Origin of the sequence: Anaerotignum faecicola, assembly GCA_024460105.1 — a bacterium.
Taxonomy (GTDB): Bacteria; Bacillota; Clostridia; order Lachnospirales; family Anaerotignaceae; genus JANFXS01.
Genome location: JANFXS010000619.1, coordinates 1 through 383, shown reverse-complemented (window position 1 = coordinate 383; position 383 = coordinate 1). Strand labels below are relative to the sequence as shown.

General features: G+C 54.6%; 1 protein-coding gene. It reads right to left on the bottom strand.

Features of this window, described 5'->3' with window-relative positions:
• Window positions 1-383: bifunctional chorismate mutase/prephenate dehydratase (locus NE664_15670; protein ID MCQ4728072.1), on the bottom strand; the 383-nt coding region annotated here is incomplete at both ends.

Sequence of the window (383 nt, the reverse complement as noted above, 5' to 3'; positions counted from 1 at the left end):
GCCGCCTGATTCTTTTTCCCGTCGTTTAAGACTTTCTTTGCCGATGCCGCGGTGTTCTCCACACTGTACTGCGTCCATTCCCGGTGGGAGTTTAAGTACCGGGAAGACTGCATCAGCGCCTGGGGGTGGGAAAATACGGTGGTGATATCCGAAAGTTCCGCATCCGGAAGTCCCAGCAGTGCGTGGCTGACCGGAATGAAGGTCTCCGCCACGATATAATTATGGTACTTGATCAGCAGATCGTAATTATCGCTGACCGCTCCAGCCGAGGAATTCTCAATGGGAAGAACCGCGTAATCGGCCCGGCCCGCCTCGACTTCCTTCATGGCGTCCTCCCAGAACTGCACGTGGTAAGCATCCACGTCATCTCCAAAGTACTGAAG